The 23,888-nt window shown below is 41.1% G+C and carries 20 protein-coding genes and 1 pseudogene; 1 reads left to right on the forward strand and 20 read right to left on the reverse strand.

From position 1 onward, the window contains the following. Nucleotides 1–21: 21 nt before the first annotated feature. The 16 genes and pseudogenes from CRN97_RS08300 to nifJ form a co-directional block, all read right to left on the reverse strand. Nucleotides 22–1,434, reverse strand: coding sequence for a flagellin N-terminal helical domain-containing protein (locus CRN97_RS08300; RefSeq protein WP_097076549.1), 1,413 nt, complete (start codon nucleotides 1,432–1,434; stop codon nucleotides 22–24). 67 nt (nucleotides 1,435–1,501) lie between these two features. Beyond that, a complete protein-coding gene (locus tag CRN97_RS08305) occupies nucleotides 1,502–1,801 on the reverse strand; it encodes a hypothetical protein (protein ID WP_097076550.1) in 300 nt (99 codons plus the stop codon). A gap of 64 nt (nucleotides 1,802–1,865) precedes the next feature. Further along, the gene (locus tag CRN97_RS08310; RefSeq protein ID WP_097076598.1) at nucleotides 1,866–3,269 is read right to left on the reverse strand and encodes a flagellin N-terminal helical domain-containing protein; all 1,404 of its coding nucleotides are present in this window, start codon (nucleotides 3,267–3,269) and stop codon (nucleotides 1,866–1,868) included. Between the two features lie 446 nt (nucleotides 3,270–3,715). Then, nucleotides 3,716–5,101 (reverse strand): flagellin N-terminal helical domain-containing protein, encoded by a 1,386-nt coding sequence (locus CRN97_RS08315; RefSeq protein WP_097076551.1) that lies wholly within the window; start codon nucleotides 5,099–5,101, stop codon nucleotides 3,716–3,718. Nucleotides 5,102–5,611: 510 nt separating this feature from the next. Then, nucleotides 5,612–6,415, reverse strand: a complete 804-nt coding sequence (locus CRN97_RS08320; protein WP_049960413.1) for a metal ABC transporter permease — start codon at nucleotides 6,413–6,415, stop codon at nucleotides 5,612–5,614. Further along, nucleotides 6,408–7,169: a metal ABC transporter ATP-binding protein gene (locus CRN97_RS08325; RefSeq protein WP_033154525.1), complete on the reverse strand. Its 762-nt coding sequence runs from the start codon at nucleotides 7,167–7,169 to the stop codon at nucleotides 6,408–6,410. The genes CRN97_RS08320 and CRN97_RS08325 overlap by 8 nt, the downstream gene beginning before the upstream one ends. Nucleotides 7,170–7,184: 15 nt before the next feature. Continuing rightward, nucleotides 7,185–8,156, reverse strand: a complete 972-nt coding sequence (locus CRN97_RS08330; protein ID WP_097076552.1) for a metal ABC transporter substrate-binding protein — start codon at nucleotides 8,154–8,156, stop codon at nucleotides 7,185–7,187. After that, nucleotides 8,156–8,776, reverse strand: a complete 621-nt coding sequence (yihA, locus tag CRN97_RS08335; RefSeq protein WP_097076553.1) for a ribosome biogenesis GTP-binding protein YihA/YsxC — start codon at nucleotides 8,774–8,776, stop codon at nucleotides 8,156–8,158. The genes CRN97_RS08330 and yihA overlap by 1 nt, the downstream gene beginning before the upstream one ends. Then, entirely contained in the window at nucleotides 8,776–10,062 is a 1,287-nt protein-coding gene (gene clpX, locus CRN97_RS08340) for an ATP-dependent Clp protease ATP-binding subunit ClpX (protein ID WP_097076554.1), read from the reverse strand. Before clpX ends, yihA begins: the two co-directional genes overlap by 1 nt. 46 nt (nucleotides 10,063–10,108) lie before the next feature. Then, nucleotides 10,109–10,693, reverse strand: coding sequence for an ATP-dependent Clp endopeptidase proteolytic subunit ClpP (gene clpP / locus CRN97_RS08345; protein WP_044938266.1), 585 nt, complete (start codon nucleotides 10,691–10,693; stop codon nucleotides 10,109–10,111). A gap of 250 nt (nucleotides 10,694–10,943) precedes the next feature. Next, nucleotides 10,944–12,266: pseudogene (gene tig / locus CRN97_RS08350) on the reverse strand (trigger factor); the annotation flags it as partial. 91 nt (nucleotides 12,267–12,357) lie between these two features. Continuing rightward, a complete protein-coding gene (gene rpiB, locus CRN97_RS08355) occupies nucleotides 12,358–12,804 on the reverse strand; it encodes a ribose 5-phosphate isomerase B (protein WP_074791886.1) in 447 nt (148 codons plus the stop codon). A gap of 2 nt (nucleotides 12,805–12,806) precedes the next feature. After that, nucleotides 12,807–13,361, reverse strand: a complete 555-nt coding sequence (locus CRN97_RS08360; protein WP_097076599.1) for a YqeG family HAD IIIA-type phosphatase — start codon at nucleotides 13,359–13,361, stop codon at nucleotides 12,807–12,809. A 58-nt stretch (nucleotides 13,362–13,419) separates the two neighbouring features. Further along, nucleotides 13,420–13,809, reverse strand: coding sequence for a hypothetical protein (locus CRN97_RS08365; RefSeq protein ID WP_097076556.1), 390 nt, complete (start codon nucleotides 13,807–13,809; stop codon nucleotides 13,420–13,422). A gap of 80 nt (nucleotides 13,810–13,889) precedes the next feature. Then, nucleotides 13,890–14,342, reverse strand: a complete 453-nt coding sequence (gene nrdR / locus CRN97_RS08370) for a transcriptional regulator NrdR (RefSeq protein WP_074791890.1) — start codon at nucleotides 14,340–14,342, stop codon at nucleotides 13,890–13,892. A 214-nt stretch (nucleotides 14,343–14,556) separates the two neighbouring features. After that, nucleotides 14,557–18,090: a pyruvate:ferredoxin (flavodoxin) oxidoreductase gene (nifJ, locus tag CRN97_RS08375; protein ID WP_090394636.1), complete on the reverse strand. Its 3,534-nt coding sequence runs from the start codon at nucleotides 18,088–18,090 to the stop codon at nucleotides 14,557–14,559. A 346-nt stretch (nucleotides 18,091–18,436) separates the two neighbouring features. Between nifJ and guaB the strand changes: the two genes are divergently transcribed. Further along, nucleotides 18,437–19,894: an IMP dehydrogenase gene (guaB, locus tag CRN97_RS08380; RefSeq protein ID WP_090480289.1), complete on the forward strand. Its 1,458-nt coding sequence runs from the start codon at nucleotides 18,437–18,439 to the stop codon at nucleotides 19,892–19,894. 151 nt (nucleotides 19,895–20,045) lie between these two features. On the opposite strand, the gene CRN97_RS08385 is transcribed toward guaB, so the two are convergent. From CRN97_RS08385 to CRN97_RS08400, 4 genes are read right to left on the reverse strand one after another with little or no spacing between them, the layout of a single operon-like run. Beyond that, nucleotides 20,046–21,560: a sodium/proline symporter gene (locus CRN97_RS08385; RefSeq protein ID WP_074791894.1), complete on the reverse strand. Its 1,515-nt coding sequence runs from the start codon at nucleotides 21,558–21,560 to the stop codon at nucleotides 20,046–20,048. A gap of 11 nt (nucleotides 21,561–21,571) precedes the next feature. Then, entirely contained in the window at nucleotides 21,572–22,324 is a 753-nt protein-coding gene (locus CRN97_RS08390; protein WP_044938284.1) for an amino acid ABC transporter ATP-binding protein, read from the reverse strand. 12 nt (nucleotides 22,325–22,336) lie between these two features. Further along, nucleotides 22,337–22,993, reverse strand: coding sequence for an amino acid ABC transporter permease (locus tag CRN97_RS08395; RefSeq protein ID WP_044938287.1), 657 nt, complete (start codon nucleotides 22,991–22,993; stop codon nucleotides 22,337–22,339). A gap of 30 nt (nucleotides 22,994–23,023) precedes the next feature. Further along, nucleotides 23,024–23,866 (reverse strand): transporter substrate-binding domain-containing protein, encoded by an 843-nt coding sequence (locus tag CRN97_RS08400; protein ID WP_090394634.1) that lies wholly within the window; start codon nucleotides 23,864–23,866, stop codon nucleotides 23,024–23,026. Between the last annotated feature and the right edge of the window lie 22 nt (nucleotides 23,867–23,888).

Below are 23,888 nucleotides of genomic sequence, written 5' to 3' on the forward strand. Positions count from 1 at the left end.
CTATGCGTTTGGCCACGCTAATTATCCTAAGAGTGAAAGAACACCCTGAGTTGCCTGATTTGCCTGAGCGAGCATTGATTGGCCTGCCTGAGCAAGAATATTGTTCTTGCTGTATGTAACCATCTCGTCAGCCATATCTGTATCACGGATACGTGATTCAGCGGCTTCTGTGTTCTCTACGACGTTGTCTAAGTTAGCAATTGAGTGCTCAAGTCTGTTTTGTACGGCACCAAGTGCTGAGCGCTGTGCAGATACCTTTGCAAGGGCATCGGCAATGCAATCAATTGAGTAAGTTGCCTGCTTTCCAGTCGCATCTGATACGTTAACACCATCAAGACCAAGAGCCTTCGCTGTTAATGATTCAATTCTAACTCCAATCTTATTTGTCATATCAGCATCTGCACCGACATGTAGATTGAACATCAAATCATTCTTTGTATCAACAGCACCCTTAGTAATGACAAATACCTTTTTGCCGTTAGCTACAGCAACATCACCTGCAGCATCAATTGTTGCTGGTGTCTTTGTAGCACCGATTGAAGACGCTGCTATAAGCTCTGTCTTAACCTTGTTGTATGCACCTGTTGCTGTGATAAGAGTCTTATTATTTGGATCTGTTTCCTCAACAAGATCAGCATTTGCAACAGAGAACCTTGTTGCAGATTTTCCATTGTACTCTGCCTTTGTTCCATCGCTAATCTTGGATGCTAAGTCATCATATTTAATTGTAAATAACTCCTCATCAGTTGTACCTGTTGTATTATCTACAAATGTCCATGACTTTCCGGCAATCTGAATTGTCGTACCAACAATAGCCTTTGAAGAATCCTCCAATCCAATCGCTTCTAAAACTTCATCTGCTGTTTCTGCGCCAATCTCATACTCTGTGCCACCTATTGTGTATGTATCACCAACTCCTAGAGCAGTCATTGTAAATGTAGCCTTAATTGAGTTCTGTGAAAAAGTACCTAATAGGCCTGCATCATGAGCACTGATTTTGATTTCCTTGGTGCCATTATCCCCCTTGAGAAGATAGGTCTCGTTGAACTTTGTTGTCTCTGCGACACGATCAATCTCAGTTGTAAGCTGATTAATCTCGTCCTGAATAGATGAACGATCAGATTCTGAGTTTGTACCGTTTGCTGCTTGAACTGCCAACTCATTCATTCTCTGTAACATAGAATGTACCTCTGTAAGGGCACCCTCGGCGGTCTGTACTGCTGAGATACCATCAGATGCATTTGTTGAAGCCTGATCAAGACCTCGAATCTGCTTACGCATTTTCTCAGAAATTGAAAGACCAGCTGCATCATCTGCGGCTCTATTAATTCTAAAACCACTTGAAAGTTTCTCAGTAGACTTAGACTGAGCATTTGTTGTAATTCCTAACATTCTTGAAGCATTAGCTGCCTGCATATTGTGTTGTACTACCATAATTTCTACCTCCTTGTAGATACTCCCACGATTCCATTCATGAGAGATGCTTATTGCATAACATTAACTAAAAATCATAAGTTTCATGACATGGAAACATACATACTTTAGGCTTATTTCCAGTATCTATATAACAAGGGAGTGACCAACCTCCACATGCTATCAAGGTAAGAAATAAAGTAGTATAACAAGCTTTATTCAATTGTAAAGCTGCTATTATGGCAATCTCCTTTTCCGCGCGATAATGAAAAGATAAACTGCCCAGATGGACAACAAAAACAATTTGTTTACTGTTTCCATCTATAACAATTATCGGAAAACTTCCTTCAAACTTTAGAAAAATTACAAAAAATAATTTACGCACCAAAAAGAGGCCTCTTTCGAAGCCTCTAATTTATAACCGTAATGTAATTTATTAACCCAATTAGCTATTAGCCAAGGATTGAAAGAACACCCTGTGTTGACTGGTTAGCCTGTGCAAGCATTGACTGGCCTGCCTGAGCAAGAATGTTGTTCTTGCTGTAGTTAACCATTTCCTCAGCCATATCTGTATCACGGATACGTGACTCAGCTGCATTTGTGTTCTCAACTACGTTATCTACGTTTGCAATTGTGTGCTCAAGTCTGTTCTGAACAGCACCAAGTGATGATCTCTGTGCAGATACCTTTGATACAGCATCAGCGATTGCATCGATAGCATATGTAGCAGCCTTACCTGTTGAATCAGATACATTGATACCATCAAGACCAAGGCTCTTAGCTGACATAGACTGAACCTTAACGTTAATCTTGTTTGTCATATCAGCGTCAGCACCAACGTGAAGGCTAAAGCTAAGGTCATTCTTTGTCTCAACATAACCCTTTTCGATTGTAAATGACTTCTTACCTGCTGGTGAAGTTGTAGCTTCATCAACTGTTGGAGCCTTACCTGTTGCACCAATTGAAGAAGCTGCTGTAAGCTCTGTCTTAACCTTTGTATATGCACCTTCTGCAGTAATAAGTGTCTTATTGTTAGGGTCAGTTCCATCTGAACCTGCGTTTTCAGAGAAAATTGTAGCTGACTTACCGTTATACTTAACAGTTGTGCCTGCACTTAACTTCTTGCTTAAATCCTCATACTTAATTGTATGTAATTCTTCGTCAGTCTTATCTCCAAATGTCCATGTCTTTCCAGCGATTTCCACTGTCTGGCCCTTTACCTTTGCACCATCTGAACCTGCATTTGTTGAATCAAGCTTAACAGCTGCCATAGCTTTATCTGCATCTGCAGCACCGATTTCGTACTCTGTGCCACCGATTGTATACTTATCACCAACCTTAAGCTCATTCATTGTGAATGTAGCTTTTACAGAGTTCTGTGAGAATGTACCAACAAGACCTGCATCATGAGCTGAAATCTGAACCTTCTTTGTACCGTTATCGCCCTTAAGAAGGTATGTCTCGTTGAACTTTGTTGTCTCAGCAACACGATCGATTTCTGTTGTAAGCTGATTGATTTCGTCCTGAATTGAAGAACGGTCAGACTCAGAGTTTGTACCGTTTGAAGCCTGTACTGCAAGCTCGTTCATTCTCTGAAGCATTGAGTGAACTTCTGTAAGAGCACCTTCAGCTGTCTGAACTGCAGATACACCATCCTGTGCGTTTGTAGAAGCCTGATCAAGTCCTCTGATCTGCTTTCTCATCTTTTCTGAAATTGAAAGACCAGCTGCATCATCTGCTGCACGATTAATCTTGTAACCAGAAGAAAGCTTCTCTGTTGACTTTGCCTGATTTCCTGATGTGATGTTAAGCATTCTTGAGGCATTCATTGCCTGCATATTGTGTTGTACTACCATTTTTTCTACCTCCATGTAGTTGCTTCCTCGAATCCTTTCGAAGAAGAAGTGCGTCCTGCACTTAAAATAAAATTTAGTCTATAATCAAAACAGACGCGCGCCACCTGTTCGACTATCAAATATAAAAATGAATAAAATATGGGTATTAATTAATTGAAATTATTGTTCCGATTAATAACATCCTTGTCCCAAATCGAAAAGAAATAGAATTTAGAAATAAAACCTATTCTGTCTCGTTATTTAAGTATGCTGTGAACTCCTTTTCATCAGCTAATACTATTATCTCCATTTCAGAGAAAAAATCAAGACCTATTTCACATTTTAAACACACTTTTTTCACAAAAAAGAGGACCTCCCGAAGGAAGTCCCCTAATTTACTAGCTATTCAACTAGTCTGCGCGAAACGAATAATAGTAAGTTCAAAAAATTAACTATCTTTTGAAAAATTAACCTAAGATTGAAAGTACACCCTGTGTAGACTGGTTAGCCTGTGCAAGCATTGCCTGACCTGCCTGAGCAAGAATGTTATTCTTGCTGTAGTTAACCATCTCTTCAGCCATGTCTGTATCACGGATACGAGACTCAGCAGCGTTGGTGTTCTCAACTACGTTATCAACGTTTGCGATTGTATGCTCAAGTCTGTTCTGAACAGCACCAAGTGCAGATCTCTGTGCAGATACCTTAGAAACAGCATCAGCGATTGCATCGATTGCATATGTAGCAGCTCTACCTGTTCCATCAGATACATTGATACCATCAAGACCAAGGCTCTTAGAAGACATTGACTCAACTGTAACACCAATCTTGTTTGTCATATCAGCGTCAGCACCAACGTGAAGATTGAAGTTCAAGTCGTTCTTTGCATTTACATAACCCTTTGTGATAACAAACTTCTGATGGTCATCTCCATCTGCTGTTGCAGCTGCTACTGTAGCTGGTGAATCAGTTGCACCAATTGAAGAAGCTGCTGTAAGCTCTGTCTGAACCTTTGTATATGCTGCTGCTGCAGTAATAAGAGTTTTATTATTCTGGTCAATACCATCTGTTACAGTATCAGAAAATCTTGTTGCAGATTTACCATTGTACTCTACCTGTGTGCCCTGGCTAATCTTAGCTGCTAAATCATCATAAGCAATAGTATAGAGTTCTTCATCTGTTGTAGCCGCAAATGTCCAAGACTTTCCAGCAATCTGTACTGATGTACCTAATACAGCGTTATCTTCATCGTCGAGTTTAATTGCTGCTAATACGCCAGCTGCATCACTTGCACCGATTTCATACTCTGTACCACCAATTGTGTACTTATCGCCAACTCCAAGGTTATTCATTCTAAATGTAGCTGTAACAGAGTTCTGTGAGAATGTTCCTACAAGACCTGCATCATGTGCCTGAATCATAACCTTCTTTGTACCATTGTCGCCTTTAAGTAAGTATGTCTCGTTGAACTTTGTTGTCTCAGCAACACGGTCGATTTCTGTTGTAAGCTGATTAATTTCGTCCTGGATTGAAGAACGATCAGACTCACTGTTTGTTCCGTTTGAAGCCTGTACTGCAAGCTCGTTCATTCTCTGAAGCATTGAGTGAACTTCTGTTAAAGCACCTTCAGCTGTCTGCACTGCAGATACACCATCCTGTGCGTTTGTAGAAGCCTGATCAAGACCTCTGATCTGCTTACGCATCTTTTCTGAAATTGAAAGACCAGCTGCATCATCTGCTGCACGGTTAATCTTGTAACCAGAAGAAAGCTTCTCAGTTGACTTTGCCTGATTGCCTGATGTGATGTTAAGCATTCTTGAAGCATTGCTTGCCTGCATGTTGTGTTGTACTACCATAAAATTCTACCTCCTTGTAGATACTCCCTAGATTCCTTTCCTGGGAGAAGTGCCTTTGCACTCACTTGTTAATAAATTACATCTATAATAACTACAGCACTCGCGCGACATGCCATAAATTATTATTAAAGGTTGTACATTCCAAGTCCTTAAATCTAGTATTTAGTTTTCAATTCTCTTTGCATGAAAAAATCCTATTGCGATTACAATAGATAAATAGAAAAAGATTATTGATTATCCGATCCTTAACATCCTTGTCCTGGTCCGAAAAAATTAGTTATGTATTATGATGTGTTAACCTGGATAAACGAAATCCGTTTCATTTATCTCTTGCCTTACACAGAGTATATCGGAAGCTTATTCTGAAACTTAACCCCTTTTTGAAAATTTTTTTAAAAAATTTTTTTGTTACAAAAAATAGTGATACAGCAAGCTTTCCCGCTATCTGTATCACCATTATAACATCATTTTTCAGTTGTAACCGTTTTTCACCGAAAAGTCATAAAGAAATTATCTATCTTTTCCATATATGTATGTTGCAAAGTAAATCACACTGGCGATAATCACAATCATTGGTCCTGTGGCCATGTCTGTGAAGTATGAAACAAACAAGCCTGCCACACCAGAGAAAATACTAAATATCATTGAAAGGTATGTGTACTCTCTGAAGTTTTCAGAGATATTGCGACTGCTAGCTGCTGGAAGTATCAAAAGTGCATTAATAAGAAGAATACCTACCCACTTGATAGAAAGCATTACTAGAAGTGCTATAAGTACTGCAAAAGCATCTTCCATTACTCGCACTGAAATGCTACGGCTCTTTGCGAGGGTAGCATGAATACTGATTGCAGTAAGTCTGTTGATGCTAATACACCAAAATACCAGGATAACTACAAACAGTACAATCAGCTGGATGATTTCAGCTGAGGTAATGGATAAGATATCTCCTACCAATATTGCTGAATAATTTGCAAAGCTTCCGCCTCTGGATAAAATAGCAAGACCAAGGGCTGTGGCACAGCTTGCAAATACTGAAATCAGGGTATCCGATGAGCTAAGGCCCTTTCTACTGATGTAATTAAGAAGCAATGCAAAGCAGATTCCAAATATAATCATGGAAACTGTAGTGTTGGCTATGCCCATGATAACACCTGCAGCAATACCGGTAAGTGCTGAATGGCCAAGTGCATCACTGAAATATGCCATACGCTTTTGCACTATCATTGTGCCTACCATTCCAAACAGTGGAGAAATCAATAGGATTGCAATTGTAGCCCTTACCATGAAGGCGTATGAAAACATTTCATTAAACATTTGCATTCACCTCCACTTCTCCTACAGCACCCTTACCAAAAACATGCTTAAAAGCATCAGTCTCAAACACCTGCTTTGGCTTGCCTGCTGCTGTAACTGTCTTGTCTATAAGAATGACATTGTCCGCATATTTATATACGTAGTCCAAATCATGACTTACAAGGATGATTGCCAAATCGTGAGTCTCTTTTAAATATTTCATCTTTTCATAGAAGGCATCCATACCGTTTTTATCAATTCCTGATACAGGCTCATCCAATAATAGTAAGTTTGGAGTATCATGCACAGCCATTGCCAAAAGCACACGCTGAAGCTGTCCACCTGAAAGTGTGCCTACAGGCTGGTCGATAAGCTCTGCCACATCAAACTCTGCCAAAGCTTCCTTAACGTGATCGTGTTCCTTTTTATTTCTAAACAATATAGGTAGCTTACCAGTGAAGGACTGGAACAAATCATATACCGAAAGTGGAGTTGTTCTGTCGATATTTACACTTTGTGGTACATAGCCAATCTTCAAGCCTTGCATGGTTCCGTTCATCTTGTTTTTGAACTGAATCTCTCCAGTGTATGGAACTTCCCCAAGAATTGCTCGTACTAATGTGGACTTACCTGCTCCATTTCTTCCAATAATCGCAGTCATGTTTCCACAGTGTACATGCAAATTGATGTTGCTAAGGACCTGCTGGTCACCAAATGACACGCCCAAATTATTAAATTTTATACAGTGGAAACCACATGGAATAATTTTCTTCATATTTTTCCTTATATACTACAAACTATTCTTAATTACAGCGTAGTTTTTATTTAATACAGTGATATAATCCAAGCCACTATAATCACCATGAACTAATGTTTCAAGATAAACTACCTTGGCATCTGTCTGCTCTGTAATAAGCTCACCCATGGCATGGCCATAATCATATTCTGCAAAAACAACCTGCACATTGTTTTCATTGATTGCATTGATGAAGTCACTGACCTCACCTGCACTAACCTGACGTTCTTCATCTAGGTCCATAGTTGCCACAATATTAGCTCCAAGAGACTGAGCCGTATAAGCAAAAGCTTCGTGAAGCACTGCAACATTAGCACCAGAAAGACTCTCATCCAGTCCCTGGTTGTCAATTTGCGAATCCATAACGCTTACAAATGTATCAGCATTTGAAGCATAGACGCTGGCATTGCTTGAGTCCAAAGCTGCTAATCCATCTGCAATAGCCTGCACCTGACCAGCGTAGATTTCTTCGCTCATCCAAATGTGGCTATTAGTACCTTCATCATGATGATGTTCTTCTGAAGTTCCATGGCTATGGTCTTCTTCCTCTTCTTCGTCTTCCTCCTCGATGATAACAGGATAATCTTCCTCTACTGCCTCGAATGTATCGATAATAGGAAGATTAGGATATGCCTCAACAACATCCTCCAAATATCCTTCCATGCCACCGCCATTTACAATAAGAACATCTGCCTTTGAAAGATTCTTCATATCCTCTGTGGTGAGGGTGTAATCGTGAAGGCATCCTGTAGTAGGCTGAGAAAGATTCTGAACTGTAACTCCTTCTGCATCACCAACTACATTGATAGTGGCAAGATATACAGGATTGCAACTAGTCATTACAAGAAGCCCAGAATCATCACTTTGCTTGTTATTTAGTTTTACATAAAAAAATGTGCCACCCAGCAGCACCACACTAATAGAGATGAGCAGTAGTAGCACAAATAAATATTTGCTTTTCTTCATTAATCGAGATCCTCTACATCAGTGAGACTTGCTTCGTTTTCAATGACCTGATCCAGAAAATCCTGGATTGTATCAAGTCCTTGCTTTGTCTGTGATGAAAATGGAACAATTATTGTATCTTTGTCAGCTCCAAGCCCCTCTCTAAGAATTTTAATCTGCTTATCTAGCTGACTACGTTTGATTTTATCTACCTTTGTGGCGATGACGATTGGATCGTAGCCTACGTAGGCCATCCATTCGAACATCTGCCTATCGTTTGCCGATGGTGTATGTCTGATATCTACCAACAGGAACACAGCACGAATCATATCGGATGTGTTCAGATAGGTCTCTATCATCTCGCCCCATCTCTCACGCTCCTTTTCAGAAGCCTTAGCAAAACCATAGCCCGGCAAGTCCACTACATAAATTTCGTCATTGATATTGTAGAAATTTATGGTCTGTGTCTTTCCAGGCTGAGCTGACACTCTGGCAAGTGATTTGCGGTTCATTACCGCATTTATAAGTGACGACTTCCCTACATTTGACTTGCCAGCGAACGCTACCTCAGGTAAATCATTCTTTGGAAGTGTGGATGTAGGGCCGCACACTGTTTCAAGATTGCATGATCTGATAACCATTATGCACTCTTTTCCTTTTTATCCTCGATTGAAACAACGCTTGCTTCTGAATCTTTGTCGATAAGGAGAAGGTTATTATCAACCATTTCTTTATTTACTGTGATTTCTGTGATTGACTCATCAGATGGCACATGATACATGTAGTCCATCATAACGCTTTCAACGATAGCGCGAAGTCCTCTAGCACCAGTCTTTCTTTCGATTGACTTCTTTGCGATTTCGCGAAGTGCCTCGTCCTCGAATTCAAGCTTAACGCCGTCCATCTTGAACAATGCCTGGTACTGCTTTGTAAGAGAGTTCTTTGGCTCTCTAAGGATACGAACCATATCGTCCTCTGTAAGCTCATTTAAGGATACATTAATTGGCACACGTCCGATGAACTCAGGAATAAGACCAAACTTAATGAAATCCTGTGGAAGAGCCTGCTGAAGAAGCTCGTCTACCTTCTGATTGTTTTTATCCTTAACATCTGCACCAAAACCAATCTGGCTAACATCTGTACGCTGAGAAATAATTTTATCTAAGCCTTCAAATGCACCACCGCAGATGAAGAGGATGTTCTTTGTATCGATAGCAATTGTCTCCTGCTGAGGATGCTTACGTCCACCCTGAGGAGGAACATTTGCAACAGTACCCTCGATAATCTTAAGAAGTGCCTGCTGAACACCTTCACCAGAAACATCACGTGTGATTGAAACATTTTCTGATTTCTTTGTAATCTTATCAATCTCATCAATATAAACGATACCGATTTCTGCCTTCTTAACATCAAAATCAGCAGCCTGAATAAGCTTTAAAAGAATGTTTTCAACATCCTCACCAACATATCCAGCCTCTGTAAGTGTTGTTGCATCTGCGATTGCAAATGGAACACCAAGTACACGTGCTAATGTCTGCGCCAAAAGAGTCTTTCCTGAACCTGTTGGGCCAAGCATAAGAACGTTACTCTTCTGAAGCTCAACATCGATGTCATCTGGATTAGCCATGATGCGCTTGTAATGATTATATACCGCTACAGAAAGAACCTTCTTTGCCTCGTCCTGACCAATAACATACTGATCAAGAAAAGCCTTCATGTCCTCTGGCTTCTGAAGATTGATTTCAATTGAATCAGTCTCAGAGGCTGGACTGAAGTCGTCTAACTCTTCTACGATAATTTCCTGGCAGATATCTACGCACTCGTCACAGATAAATGCACCATTTGGTCCTGCAATAAGCTTGCGAACCTGATTTTGTGTCTTTCCGCAGAAAGAACAACGAACTCTTTCATCGTTTCTTGCCATAATTACCTCTTTAAACTCTAACTACCCCTACTAACTATATATCGGTATATTAGTTCTTCTTTGTAATAATCTCATCAATAAGACCATAATCAAGTGCTTCCTGAGCATCAAGCCAATGATCACGCTCTGTATCAGCACAAACCTGCTCGTATGGCTTTCCTGTGTTTTCAGCAAGCATACGGTTGAGCTTTTCTCTAGTCTTTAAGATGTTCTTTGCAGCGATTTCGATTTCAGTAGCCTGTCCTTTAGCTCCGCCAAGTGGCTGGTGAATCATAACCTCTGAATTTGGAAGTGCAAAACGCTTGCCCTTCTGTCCACCTGCAAGAAGGAATGCGCCCATAGAAGCTGCCATACCGATGCAGATTGTAGATACATCACACTTGATGTACTGCATTGTGTCGTAAATAGCCATACCAGCTGTAACGCTACCGCCTGGGCTATTGATGTAAAGATGAATATCCTTGCTAGGATCCTCTGACTCAAGGAAAAGAAGCTGAGCAACTGTAAGAGATGCTGTAGTTTCGTTAACCTCCTCACCTAAAAATACGATACGATCCTTTAAAAGACGTGAATAAATATCATAAGAACGCTCTCCACGAGAATTCTGTTCAATGACATAAGGAATTGTAGCCATTTTTGTCCTCCTTCGAATATAAACCTAGCCCGAGCGTATGCTCAGGCTAGTGTATTAACTTCCTAGATGTTTTTCAACACAAGGATATTATATATGTTTTTAAATCTAATGTCTTTGATTTTACAAAATTTTAATACTTTTATAAGATGTCAGACACTAATTATTCTGCGTCATCAGCCTTCTTTGTTGTCTTCTTTGTAGTAGTCTTCTTAGCTGTTGTCTTCTTTGCTGGCTTCTCCTCAGCTGCATCTGCCTCAGCATCATCAGCCTTCTTTGTAGCCTTCTTTCTAGCAGATTCCTTAACGTTGTCCATGATAAGCTCGATTGCCTTTTCGATAGCAATATCCTTCTTCATAGACTCCTTCTCAGACTCACCAACAAGATTCTTGATCTGATCAAGCTCCATGCCGTACTGCTTAGACATTTCCTCAAGCTTAGCATCAACATCAGCGTCAGCTACTTCGATCTTTTCTGCCTTTGCAATTGCCTCAAGTACAAGTGAAGACTGTGTACGTGAAAGTGCATCTGGGCGAACCTGCTCACGGAATGAATCCATTGTCATACCTGTGAACTGCATGTACTGCTGAAGTGAAAGACCCTGCTGTGCCATGTTGTTAGCGAAGTCGTTGATCATGTTTTCTACCTGATAGTCAAGCATTGCATCAGGAATTTCCATCTCTGAATCCTCAACGATCTTTGCGATAGCTTCATCTTCCTGTGCACGACGGCCTTCTGCCTTCTTATTGTTCTCAAGACGTTCCTTAACAGAAGCCTTGTACTCTTCTACTGTTTCGAACTCTGTAGTATCTGCTACATACTCGTCATCAAGCTTAGGGATATCCTTGCCCTTTACTTCGTGGATGTGGCACTTGAATACTGCTGGCTTACCTGCAAGATCCTCTGCCTGATAGTTCTCAGGGAATGTAACCTCAACGTCAACATCCTCACCAGCCTTGTGGCCGATAAGCTGATCTTCGAAACCAGGAATGAATGAACCAGAACCAAGCTCAAGGTCATAGTTCTCGCCCTTACCACCTTCGAATGCAACACCATCGATGAAGCCTTCGAAATCGATAACAGTTGTATCACCCTTAGCAGCCTTGCCTGTCTTTGTAACTGTACGAGCAGCTCTCTCAAGCTCTGCCTTAATTGTGTTGTTAACTTCTGTAGCTGTAACCTTTGAATCGATCTTTGTTACAGATACACCCTTGTACTTACCAAGCTTAACTTCTGGCTTAACAGCAACTTCTGCGGTGTAGATGAAGTCCTTGCCCTTTTCGAGCTGAGTAATATCAATCTTTGGCTGAGATACGATATCAAGCTTTGACTCGTCATAAGCCTGTGGATATGTATCCTGCATAATAATATTAGCAGCGTCCTCATAGAAAATCTCTGCACCATACATCTTTTCAACCATGTTCTGTGGTACCTTTCCCTTACGGAAACCAGGAACAGAGATGCTGTTTTTCTGCTTATTATATGCCTTTGTAATAGCCTTTTCTAACTCAGCTGCATCAACTGTGATAGTGAGCTTTGCCATGTTCTTTTCAAGATTTTCTACCTGTACGTTCATTTATTAATATTCCTCCTCTAACATATATATAGGTAGACTATAAAGTCTTTTATGTACGTTATACTACGCAGACTGACAAATTATATCAGACTTAAGCCTCATTTTCAATAGCTGTTATCATATCAATTCTTGTCTGATGTCTTCCGCCGCCTTCGAATTCTGCCTCTAAGAAGCTTTTAACGATATCCTTTGCAAGCTCGTTTCCAACGATTCTTGCACCGAAAGCAATCATGTTTGCATTGTTGTGCTGACGGATAAGGCGAGCTGTTGTGGTCTCTGAACAAACTCCACAACGAATGCCTTTGATTTTGTTTGCTGCAAGTGAAATACCAACACCTGTACCACAAATGAGAACACCTAAATCAACCTCTCCTGAAGCAACCATACGAGCAGCCTTTGCTCCGTATTCTGGATAATGACAGCTTTCGTTTGAATCTGTTCCTATATTAATAACCTCATGTCCAAGGCTTTCAATATATTCCTTTACCTCTTTTTTTAAATCTACAGCTGCATGATCATTTGCAATTACGATTTTCATTTTTATTCTCCTTTTGAACTTTTAGTAGGTACTTTATTTATGTCTGTTCCATATAATTTGTAAATTCTGTAACCAAGAAGAATGATGGCTTCCAAGAATCTTTTAAAGATAATTTGGATTTCTTCGTGCCATTTTTTAACTGGCTGAACCATTACTGAGCGAATGCCAGCTCTATTAGCGCCCCACACATCTGTGAGAATCTGATCTCCCACGAAGATTGTGCTTGTAACATCTGTGCCCATCTGCTCCATGGCCTTTTTGTAGCCAGCTGTGCCAGGCTTTCCAGCCTTATAAATGTATGTGCAGTATTCAACTGCCTCTTTAAAGGTCTTTACTCTTGGTTCTTTATTATTAGATAGAAGCAATGCCTGAAAACCAATTTCATGAAGTTCTCTAAATAAGGCTTTTGCTCTATCATCCGCTGGTGCGTTGTGTGGTACAAGTGTATTGTCCACATCAAAAATAACTCCACGATATCCTTCTTCGTATAATTTAGCAAAGTCGATATCGTATGTGCTTTTAATATAATCATTTGGATATAAATTTCTTTTACTCATAGGCTCGATTTTAGCACAATAAAAAGAGCACATCAATTGATGTGCTCATAAAATGCTATTATAATGAGAAATTTTCCGTTCCTCTGACTGGTGTAGTCTCTGTAGTAGCTGTAGCTTTATTAGCTACGAAATACTGATAACGATGAATTGCTGAGTCCTTTTCCATATCACTAACTGCTTTTTCAACATCAAGTGATTTGATATCACTATCGGATCCCTTCATATCGTATACAGTGCCTGGCTTGTACTGAGTAGCAAAGTCGTAAGAACCAAATGTCTGATTGCTTCTAGCGGCTGCAATATCCTCTTCAGTAACTGAAGCTGATGAAGACTCCTCAGGAATGTCCGTAACAGTTTCTTCAACAGACATTGAACTAAGTTCAGGCCTTATTCTTATGGAATTTTGATCATAAAACCCAATCGATGGGCGAATTCCTGAAATGTTCATTAAAAATAACTCTCCATATTTGCTTACTTATCTTATATCGACCAGATAAGCAAATACTTAACCCCTTCCACAAAACGAGTTTATTTATCCAATACCCTCTTCAACTCATCCATAAATGTATCAACATCCTTAAACTCACGGTAAACTGATGCGAAACGCACATAAGCAACAGGATCCACTGCTTCAAGATGTTCCATTACAATCTCTCCGATTTTGGTGCTAGGAATCTCTTTTTCTTCTAATGAAAAGATTTCTGTTTCGATTTCGTCTACTACTTTTGAAATCTGAGCTGCAGCAACAGGACGCTTACGGCAAGCAATAAGCACGCCTTTTTCAATCTTTGTTCTGTCGTATGGCTCGCGGTTATTATCCTTTTTAATAACGATCAAAGGAATTGTTTCTACCTTTTCGTATGTTGTAAAACGCTTGCCGCACTCCGGACATGAACGTCTACGTCTGATTGATGTGTTGTCATCTGCAGGTCTTGAGTCAATTACGCTAGTATCATTACTACCACAAAAAGGACACTTCATAAAACCCTCCCTAAAAATCCTAGTCTACGGCTCGCACAGTTACACTCACAAGCATAATTATACTCCGCTCGACAACACGTCTCGCTTGAGTATAACAATAGCTTGTTAGTTACTGTGCTACCTCTACACAATATATAGTTATATTTTATCAAACACCGTTAAAGAACGCAACAAAAAACCCCGCACATTTCTGTGCGGGGTAAAAAGTTAAATCTTATGAGTAAAGATCTACTAACTTCTTAAGGTGAGCGTAACGCTCCTTAGCTGTCTCCTCGTTGAGTGCGAAGAGCTTCTCAGCACGCTCTGGGAATGCCTTTGTAAGACGAGAGTAACGTGTCTCGTTTGCAAGGAAGTCCTGATACTTGCTGTAGTCACCTTCCTTAGAAGTAAGAGTGAATGGATTCTTTCCTTCCTTCTTAAGGTCTGGGTTGAATGAGAAGAGGTTCCAGTAACCAGCCTCTACAGCCTTCTTCATCTCATCCTGGCAGTGGTTCATACCACCCTTAACACCGTGAAGCTCACATGGAGCGTATCCGATGATAAGTGAAGGTCCGTTGTAAGCTTCTGCCTCAGCAAGAACCTTAACAGCCTGAGCCATGTTAGCACCAAGAGCGATCTGTGCTACATATACATAACCGTATGACATAGCGATCTCAGAAAGAGACTTCTTAGACATCTCCTTACCTGATGCAGCGAACTGGCAAACTTCACCGATGTTAGAAGCCTTAGAAGCCTGTCCACCTGTGTTAGAGTACATCTCTGTATCGAATACCATAACGTTAACGTTCTCACCAGAAGCAAGTACGTGATCAAGACCGCCGAATCCGATATCGTATGCCCAACCGTCACCACCGAAGATCCATACAGACTTCTTAGCGAGGTAATCCTTAAGAGCAAGTGCTGCCTTAGCGTCCTCAGAACCGTTCTTCTCGAGCTCAGCTACGAGTACGTCTGTTGCTGCACCGTTCTCACGTGTGCTGTTGATTGTCTCTTCAAACTTAGCAAATGCTGCCTTAAGCTCTGCAGAACCAGCCTCAGCTGCCTTCTTAGCAGACTCGATAGCGCGCTCGCGGAGGTACTTCTGTCCAACTTCCATACCTAAACCGTGCTGTGCGTTGTCCTCGAAGAGTGAGTTACACCATGCTGGACCCTTCTTAGAATCCTTGTTAACTGTGAATGGTGATGTAGCTGCAGGACCACCCCAAATTGAAGAACATCCTGTAGCGTTTGAAATATACATATGCTCACCAAAGAGCTGTGTGATAAGTCTTGCGTATGAAGTCTCTGCACAACCTGCACATGATCCTGAGAACTCAAGGAGTGGCTGGTTGAACTGAGAACCCTTAACTGTAAGGTCAGAACCTGCTGCTTCCTTACGTCCAACATTAGCTACTAAGTAGTTGAATACTGGCTGCTCGTCTGCTTCTTCTGCCTGTGGAACCATTGTGATAGCACCAACTGGACATACAGTTGTACACTCACCACATCCCATACAGTCAAGTGGAGATACAGACATTGTGTACTTGTACTCAGAAGCCTTTGGCTTTGTATCAGCAAGCTTAATGTTTGCTGGAGCTGCCTTAACCTCATCCTCAGAAAGAAGGAATGGGCGGATTGTAGCGTGTGAACATACGAATGCACACTGGTTACACTGGATACACTTTGTCTCATCCCATGTAGGAACTGTTACGGCTGTACCACGCTTCTCGTAAGCTGCAGCACCAAGCTCGAACTGTCCGTTTGGATTCTCAGAGAATGCAGATACTGGAAGTGAATCTCCATCCATCTTTGAAATAGGCTCGAGGAGGTTCTTAACCATCTTAACAACCTCTGGACGACCCTCAAGTGCTGGCTTAGCAGGATCTGCTGCTGGGTTCTTCCATGAATCTGGAACGTTAACCTTATGTACAGCATCTACACCAGCGTCGATAGCGTTGTAGTTCATCTGAACAACATCGTCACCCTTCTTACCGTATGACTTCTTAGCAGCTGCCTTCATGTACTCAACAGCCTCGTCGATAGGCATTACATCAGCAAGCTTGAAGAAAGCTGACTGAAGGATTGTGTTTGTACGCTTACCCATACCGATTTCGATAGCCTTGTCGATAGCGTTGATTGTGTAAAGCTGGATGTTGTTGTCAGCGATGTACTTCTTTGCCTCAGCGTTAAGGTGCTTCTCGAGCTCCTCATCTGACCACTGGCAGTTAATCATGAATACTCCGCCTGGCTTAACATCCTGTACCATCTTCATACCCTGTGTAACGTATGCTGGGTTGTGGCAAGCTACGAAGTCAGCCTGGTTAATATAGTATGGAGACTTGATTGGGTTGTCACCAAATCTCAAGTGAGAAATTGTAACACCACCAGTCTTCTTTGAATCATACTGGAAGTATGCCTGGATGTACTTATCTGTGTGGTCACCGATGATCTTTGTAGAGTTCTTGTTAGCACCTACAGTACCGTCACCACCAAGACCCCAGAACTTGCACTCCTTTGTACCAGGAGCTGATGTAATAGGAGCTGGCTTAACCTCTGGAAGTGAAAGGTTAGTAACATCATCTACGATACCGATTGTAAATCTAGCCTTTGGAGCATCCTTCTCGAGTTCCTTGTATACAGCGAATACTGATGAAGGTGGAGTATCCTTTGATCCAAGACCATATCTACCACCACAAATTGTAATGTCGTTAAGACCTGCTTCACGAAGTGTTGTAGCAACATCAAGGTAAAGTGGATCTGCAAGAGCACCTGGCTCCTTTGTTCTATCAAGGATAGCAATCTTCTTAACTGTCTTTGGAAGAGCAGCAAGGAATGCCTCTGATGACCAAGGTCTGTAAAGACGAACCTTAAGTACACCAACCTTCTCGCCGTGTGCGTTGAGGTAATCAATAACCTCTTCTGCAACGTCGTTGATAGAACCCATAGCGATGATAATTCTATCTGCATCAGCAGCACCATAGTAGTTGAAAAGCTTGTAATCTGTACCGAGCTTTGCATTTACCTTGTCCATGTACTTCTGAACAACTGCTGGGAAGTTATCATAGTATGTGTTGCATGCTTCTCTATGCTGGAAGAAAACGTCTCCGTTTTCGTGAGAACCACGCATTGTTGGGTGCTCTGGGTTAAGAGCGCGTGCTCTGAACTCGTTGATAGCATCCATGTTAACCATCTCTTTGAGATCTGCATAATCCCACTTCTCGATCTTCTGGATTTCGTGTGATGTACGGAAACCATCGAAGAAGTTAAGTACAGGTACCTTACCCTCGATAGCTGCAAGGTGAGCTACTGGAGCAAGATCCATTACTTCCTGTGGATTTGTCTCAGCGAGCATAGCGAAACCTGTCTGACGACAAGCGTAAACATCGGAATGATCACCAAAGATGTTAAGTGACTGAGTAGCAACTGTACGAGCTGATACATCAAATACACAAGGAAGCTGCTCTGCAGCGATCTTGTACATATTAGGGATCATAAGAAGAAGACCCTGTGAAGCTGTGAATGTAGTTGTGAGTGCACCTGCACCAAGTGAACCGTGAACGGCACCTGCGGCACCTGCCTCAGACTCCATCTCTACAACCTTTACTTGATTTCCAAAAATGTTTTCAAGGCCTGCTGCTGACCACTGATCAACAAAGTCGGCCATTGGGCTGGATGGTGTGATAGGGTAAATAGCAGCGACGTCTGTAAACGCATAAGCAACGTGTGCTGCAGCCTGGTTACCATCCATAGACTGTTTTGCTCTTGGCATTTTTAAATCCTCCTTATTATATAGGACATTTTATAGTTACTAGGATTGGAGAATATAACACCGGCCCCAACCCCACAATGTCGTAATTTTATGATAGAACTAATGAAAAATTTTTTCAACAGAACAAGGTATCATTTCTGTTTATTTTAGAGTACAAAATTGTAAAATCTTTTTGTTTTTATCCTCACAGGCGGACATTTGTCTTTCATAGAGTTACATGTCAAAAAAACTTTCTTCCAATAACAAAAAATCAGCATATTTATTCAAATAATTTTATTGACTAACGGAACTTTGTTAAATATAATTTTAAAAAATTTATGTTCATTAAAGAAAGAGAGGTTGTTTTATGGCATCGATTATTGGTGATGGCATTACTTTCGACGACGTCTTACTGGTTCCTCAGTATTCGGAAGTAACTCCAAATCTTATTGATCTTCACACTAACTTAACTAAAAAAATTAAACTCAACATTCCTATGATGAGTGCTGCTATGGATACTGTTACAGAATCCCGCATGGCAATCGCTATGGCACGTCAGGGTGGTATCGGTATCATCCATAAGAATATGTCTATCGAAGCTCAGGCTGAAGAAGTAGACAGAGTTAAGCGTTCTGAGAACGGCGTTATCACTGACCCATTCTTCTTAGGACCAGACAACACACTTGCTGAAGCAAACGAACTTATGGGTAAGTTCAGAATCTCAGGTGTACCTATCACAAAGGAAGACGGCACACTTATCGGTATCATCACCAATCGTGACCTTAAATTCGAAACTGACTTTTCTAAAAAAATTAGCGAATCAATGACCTCAGAAGGTCTTATCACTGCAAAGGAAGGCATCTCTTTAGAAGAGGCAAAGGAAATTCTTGCAAAGTCTCGTAAAGAAAAGCTTCCTATCGTAGACGAAAACTTCAAGCTCAAGGGACTTATCACAATTAAAGATATTGAGAAGCAGATTAAATATCCAAACGCTGCAAAGGATGACCAGGGTCGTCTTCTCTGTGGTGCTGGTGTTGGAATCACTGGAAATATGATGGAACGTGTTGAAGCCTTAGTTAACGCTCAGGTTGACGTTATCGTTATGGATTCAGCTCACGGTCACTCAAAGAACATTATCGATGCTGTAAAGAAAGTTAAGGCTGCTTACCCTGATCTTCAGGTTATCGCAGGAAATATTGCTACCGGCGATGCTACTCGTGCTCTTATCGAAGCTGGCGCAGATGCTGTTAAGGTTGGTATTGGACCTGGTTCTATCTGTACAACACGTGTCGTTGCAGGTATTGGTGTTCCACAGATTTCTGCAATCATGGAATGCTACGAAGTTGCTAAGGAATACGGTATTCCACTTATCGCTGATGGTGGTATCAAGTACTCAGGTGATATGACAAAGGCTCTTGCAGCTGGTGGTTCAGTATGTATGATGGGTTCAATGTTTGCTGGATGTGATGAAGCTCCTGGTTCATTCGAGCTCTTCCAGGGTCGTAAGTACAAGGTATACCGTGGTATGGGTTCTCTTGCAGCTATGGAAAACGGTTCAAAGGATCGTTACTTCCAGGAAGGTGCAAAGAAGCTTGTTCCTGAAGGAGTTGAAGGACGTGTTGCTTACAAGGGAAGCCTTGAGGACGTTATCTTCCAGCTCATCGGTGGTATCCGTTCAGGTATGGGTTACTGTGGTTGCCCTACTATCCCAGAGCTTCAGGAGCGTGGAAAATTCGTTAAGATTTCTGCTGCTTCACTTAAGGAATCTCACCCTCATGATATTCACATCACAAAGGAAGCTCCTAACTACTCAGTAGAAGGCTAATTAAAGTATTACGAAAGCCCCTAGTTACGGCTACAAGCCTGATGAATTCTACGCTCGGCGACATGCCTCGCTTTAGAATTATCAGAGCTTGATGCCTACTAGGGGCTTTCTTAATTTTTGTACGATTTTCTACTTCGTATTTAGTCGTGCATTACGATACGGAATTAAACTCATCCACTATTTCCTGCTCTGGAGCTGGTGTAAGTAAACTTACCACTACGCAAAGCACAAGGGCTACGATGAAACCTGGAAGCAATTCATAAATTCCAAATACACCGCCAAGTGGCTTAATAAGGAATTTCCAAACAAATATCATCACACCGCCGCCAATCATACCTGCGATGGCGCCATATCTATTTGCTCTCTTCCAAAACAGCGCTAAAAGCATTATTGGTCCAAAAGCTGCGCCAAATCCTGCCCATGCAAATGAAACAATTCCAAATACAGAGCTGTTAGGGTCTCTAGCAATTACAACGCCGATGGCTGCAATGATGATAAGTACTACTCTAGCCATTACCATCTGCATGTGCTCGGAAAGCTCGATTCCAAAAGTCTCATGCAAAATGTTTTCTGAAACTGATGAAGATGCTGCAAGCATCTGAGAATCACAGGTAGACATTGTACATGCCAGAATACCTGCAAGAATAACACCTGCTAAAAGGGATGCTAAGAATCCATGCTCTGCCAATGTCTGAGCAATGATAACAATAGCTCTCTCTGAATCTTCAAGCTCTGGAAGTGCACCTGCGTGCACCATTGTTCTTGTCATAACACCGATAAAAATTGCTACGCCCATTGCGATAAATACCCAAACGGTAGAAATGCGACGGCTAAGCTTAATCTTTTCTGGATCTTCGATTGCCATAAATCTAAGAAGGATATGTGGCATTCCAAAATATCCCAATCCCCATGCCATTGTAGAAATGATTGTAATCAATCCACCGTATGATACTCTGCTGCTCGCTTCAAAATCATGTGTAGCAAGAAGGCTAATATAACCATCAAGTGAAAGTGAATAATCCTGAACAGTAGCTACTCCTCCTACAGTTGATAAGCCAAAGCAAACAACTGCAATAAGAGCTACCGTCATAATAATTGACTGGATAAAGTCTGTAACTGATGCTGCTGTAAATCCGCCAGTAGCTGTGTATCCAATAATTACTGCTGCTGATACAAGCATTGCGATTGTGTAATCAAGCCCAAACAATGATGAGAAAAGCTTGCCGCATGCAGCAAATCCCGAACCTACATAAGGTACAAAGAATACTACAATGATAAGTGACGATGCCACCATCAAGATGTGACTTTTATCTCTGAATCTGTGTTCAAAGAAATCCGGTATTGTAACCGAATTGTTTTTCTCAGAATATTTGCGAAGTCTTTTTGCAACAATTAACCAGTTAACATATGTTCCAATTCCAAGGCCAAGCGCTGTCCAGAACACATCACAAATACCTGATGCATAAGCGATTCCAGGAAGACCCATCAAAAGCCATGAGGACATATCTGATGCTTCAGCACTCATTGCTGTAACAAATGGTCCAAGCTTTCTACCACCTAAATAATAATCGCCAATAGTTTGATTGTCCTTTGCAAAAGTGGCACCCATAATAAGCAATGCCGCAAGGTACACTACAATTGCAATAACTATTCCTAGTGTTGCCATTCTATTCTCCTCTACTTAAGATAATTTGATAAGAACTGTCTAGTTCGTTCCTCCCCTGGATTGTCGATAACCTGAGCCGGAGTTCCCTGCTCAGCTATCACTCCGCCATCCATGAAAATGATTTCATCTGATACTTCTCTGGCAAAACCGATTTCATGTGTAACGATAATCATGGTTGTGTGATTGTCTGCAAGCTCTCTGATAACCTTTAAAACCTCACCTGTAAGCTCTGGGTCAAGAGCTGATGTAGGTTCGTCAAAACAAAGGATATCCGGTTTGAGTGCAAGGGCACGTGCTATTGCCACTCTTTGCTGCTGACCGCCAGATAACTGGTGCGGATAGTTATCCATTCTATCCGAAAGTCCCATTTTATTCAAAAGAATTTTTCCCTCTTCCAAAATTTCAGCCTGACTTTTGCCATTGTTTTCAAGCTTTGGAGCCAAAATAACATTTTCTAAAGCTGTATACTGAGGGAACAGATTGAACTGCTGGAATACCATTCCGAAGTGCAATCTCTTTTCTCTTAAATTTTCATTTTTTCCTGGTTTATTGTTGCCATCAAAAAGAAGATTTCCATTAACAGTAATTGTTCCTGAATCTGGAGTTTCAAGGAAGTTTAAGCATCTAAGTAAGGTTGTCTTACCACTTCCAGAGCTTCCAAGAATAGAAAGAGTCTGCCCCTTTTCCATATCAAAGCTAATGCCCTTTAGAATTTCTTCTCTATCAAAGCTTTTTCTAATATCTTTAACTTCTAATATCGCCATAGTTCACATCCATTATTTAAAGTAATCTAATTTCTTTTCTATATAGCCAAAAAGTAATGTAAGCAATCCGCTGAATATCAAATAGAATACGCCAGTATAGAAAAGTGGCCAAATGATTCCAGCACTCTTTATAAATCTCTCGCCTTCCCAAATGATTTCGTAAAATGCTATAACTCTGGCAAGAGATGTATCCTTTACAAGGGTGATAACTTCGTTTGAGATAGGTGGAACAATTCTCTTTACAACCTGAAGAAGAATAATTCTAAAGAAAGTTTGCTGTCTTGTAAGGCCAAGCACCGCAGCAGCTTCATACTGTCCCTTTGGAATAGATTGTATTCCTCCACGGAAGATTTCACTGAAGTAGCAAGCATAATTGATTACGAAAGCTACAAGAGCTGCCGTAAATCTGCCTGAATCTCCTGAACCCCACAAATTTACGCCAAAGAATATGCCAGGGCCGTAAAAAATAATCAGCAGCTGTAACATAAGCGGAGTACCTCGAACCACCCATATGATAAATCTTATAGGCATTCTCACTACAGAGGTCCTGCTCATGGAACCAAAGCTAATTATCAGTCCTAGTGGTAAAGAGAATAATAAAGTTAGTGAAAAAAGCTTTAGGGTTCCGAAGAACCCCTCTAAAAGCGATATTGTAACCGTTGAAAACATGTTGTTAATAATCCTTTTTATAATTTTCGATTACTGCTCTACAACGGCATCCTGTACACCGTATGTTTCAGCAATTTCTGTCATTGTGCCATCTGCATAGAGAGCCTTGAACTGATCGTTAATATATGCAGCTAAATCAGAACCCTTTCTGCAGCCAACACCATACTCCTCTGTTGTAAGCTCTACAGTGTGTGTAAGGTCAGGATAGCTTGTTCCCTCTCCAACCATAGCACCTGCCATAAGAAGATCGATGATGCAGGCATCAGATGTGCCAGCAGCAACTTCCATAACTGCATCTGCCTGAGATTTTACAGCTACATAATCGAAGCCATTGTCTGTAGCAGCTGCCTCTCCAGCAGAACCTGACTCAACAGCAAAGCTAAGTTCCTTTGCTTCATCTACAGATGTTACAGCATCAGCCTTGTCAGCATTTACAACTATAACCTGAGCGTTATTGCAGTATGCATTTGTTGTCTCCATTGCGTTTGTAACCTCAGGAGTCAATGTCATACCATTCCATACAACATCAATTGATTTGTTCTCAAGCTCAAGGATTTTGTTGTCCCAATCGATTTCTACAAACTCTACATCTACACCAAGGCTATCGGCTACCGCCTTTGCCATATCAGCATCAAAGCCAATCCAATCACCATTATCGTCCTTGTAGTCCATAGGAGCAAAATCTGTGATACCAACGATAAGCTTACCCTTCTCCTGAATGTAAGCTACATCGCTTTCAGCTGACTCAGTTGATTCAGTTGCTTCTGCTGTATCAGATGTATTCTCTGTTTGGCTTGTCTGGTCCGCTCCGCATGCAACAAACCCCATAGCCATTGTTAAAGTCATAATAGTAGCTAATAATCTCTTCTTCATATAATCCGCCTCCTAAAATATG

This window comes from Pseudobutyrivibrio ruminis DSM 9787 (assembly GCF_900218035.1).
Classification (GTDB): domain Bacteria; phylum Bacillota; class Clostridia; order Lachnospirales; family Lachnospiraceae; genus Pseudobutyrivibrio; species Pseudobutyrivibrio ruminis.

Excerpts from the sequence above, each read along its gene's own strand:
- CRN97_RS08360 (WP_097076599.1), bottom strand. The coding sequence starts at position 13,361 with ATGAGTAAAAGAAATTTATATCCAAATGATTATATTAAAAGCACATAC.
- CRN97_RS08400 (WP_090394634.1), bottom strand. The coding sequence starts at position 23,866 with ATGAAGAAGAGATTATTAGCTACTATTATGACTTTAACAATGGCTATG.
- CRN97_RS08325 (WP_033154525.1), bottom strand. The coding sequence starts at position 7,169 with ATGAAGAAAATTATTCCATGTGGTTTCCACTGTATAAAATTTAATAAT.
- CRN97_RS08390 (WP_044938284.1), bottom strand. The coding sequence starts at position 22,324 with ATGGCGATATTAGAAGTTAAAGATATTAGAAAAAGCTTTGATAGAGAA.
- guaB (WP_090480289.1), top strand. The coding sequence starts at position 18,437 with ATGGCATCGATTATTGGTGATGGCATTACTTTCGACGACGTCTTACTG.
- clpP (WP_044938266.1), bottom strand. The coding sequence starts at position 10,693 with ATGGCTACAATTCCTTATGTCATTGAACAGAATTCTCGTGGAGAGCGT.
- CRN97_RS08310 (WP_097076598.1), bottom strand. The coding sequence starts at position 3,269 with ATGGTAGTACAACACAATATGCAGGCAATGAATGCCTCAAGAATGCTT.
- yihA (WP_097076553.1), bottom strand. The coding sequence starts at position 8,776 with ATGGTTATCAGATCATGCAATCTTGAAACAGTGTGCGGCCCTACATCC.
- nifJ (WP_090394636.1), bottom strand. The coding sequence starts at position 18,090 with ATGCCAAGAGCAAAACAGTCTATGGATGGTAACCAGGCTGCAGCACAC.
- CRN97_RS08330 (WP_097076552.1), bottom strand. The coding sequence starts at position 8,156 with ATGAAGAAAAGCAAATATTTATTTGTGCTACTACTGCTCATCTCTATT.
- nrdR (WP_074791890.1), bottom strand. The coding sequence starts at position 14,342 with ATGAAGTGTCCTTTTTGTGGTAGTAATGATACTAGCGTAATTGACTCA.
- CRN97_RS08365 (WP_097076556.1), bottom strand. The coding sequence starts at position 13,809 with ATGAACATTTCAGGAATTCGCCCATCGATTGGGTTTTATGATCAAAAT.
- CRN97_RS08300 (WP_097076549.1), bottom strand. The coding sequence starts at position 1,434 with ATGGTAGTACAACACAATATGCAGGCAGCTAATGCTTCAAGAATGTTA.
- CRN97_RS08315 (WP_097076551.1), bottom strand. The coding sequence starts at position 5,101 with ATGGTAGTACAACACAACATGCAGGCAAGCAATGCTTCAAGAATGCTT.
- CRN97_RS08395 (WP_044938287.1), bottom strand. The coding sequence starts at position 22,993 with ATGTTTTCAACGGTTACAATATCGCTTTTAGAGGGGTTCTTCGGAACC.
- CRN97_RS08385 (WP_074791894.1), bottom strand. The coding sequence starts at position 21,560 with ATGGCAACACTAGGAATAGTTATTGCAATTGTAGTGTACCTTGCGGCA.
- CRN97_RS08320 (WP_049960413.1), bottom strand. The coding sequence starts at position 6,415 with ATGTTTAATGAAATGTTTTCATACGCCTTCATGGTAAGGGCTACAATT.
- rpiB (WP_074791886.1), bottom strand. The coding sequence starts at position 12,804 with ATGAAAATCGTAATTGCAAATGATCATGCAGCTGTAGATTTAAAAAAA.